Origin of the sequence: Microbacterium sp. K35 (genome assembly GCF_004794375.1) — a bacterium.
GTDB classification, from domain to species: Bacteria; Actinomycetota; Actinomycetes; order Actinomycetales; family Microbacteriaceae; genus Microbacterium; species Microbacterium sufflavum.
Genome location: NZ_SSDM01000351.1, coordinates 1 through 680 on the forward strand (window position 1 = coordinate 1; position 680 = coordinate 680).

General features: G+C 77.6%; 1 protein-coding gene. It reads right to left on the minus strand.

Going from position 1 to position 680, the window contains the following annotated elements:
- Positions 1–77: 77 nt before the first annotated feature.
- Positions 78–680: PqqD family protein (locus DW299_RS14150; protein WP_136036967.1), on the minus strand; the 603-nt coding region annotated here is incomplete at its 5' end.

Sequence of the window (680 nt, forward strand, 5' to 3'; positions counted from 1 at the left end):
CGGGCGGTGCGTGCTGCTCCCCCGTCATCGCGCTCCCCTCCGCTCGCGGCGCCCCGCGGCCGTCCCTGCTGCGCGCCTCACGGTCGCACGACCAGTCGTGCCCGCTCGAGCGATGCCAGCAGCGCATCCACGTCGTCCGCGACCACCGCGGGCTCCACCCCGTACTGTGCCGCGAGCTCGTCCAGCAGTCGCGTCCGCTGGACCGCACGCCGCTGCACCAGCACGTGCCACACCGACTGGGCGGAGTCGCGCAGGGCGAGGGGTGCGGCGGCCGGTGTCGACAGGTCGAGCGCCACGGTCGAGGCGCCGTGGTCGGCCCAGGTCGCGTGGTCCGCGATCCGCCAGCCGGGGTCGGCCGACAGCAGTCCGCGGTCGAGGAGCCGGGCCACAGCCGCCGGAACCTCGGCGCTCGCGACGGCGTCCGCGTCGCCGGTCCAGACGGCGGACTCCGCGGCGTCGAGCACCACGACCGTGCCGCCGTCGAGCACCACGACCGTGCCGCCGTCGTGCGCGGTGAGGGCGACCACGCGCCCGCCCTCGGTCACGAGCGCATCGGTCACGCCCGCGCGGTGGAGCCGGGCCTCTCCGGACGCGGCGGTCAGCGGCTCGGCCACCGGGAGGGCTCGATGTCCGAGGCCGCGGGGACCGTGCGCCAGTGCGGCGAGGGCGGCGTGCGCGTC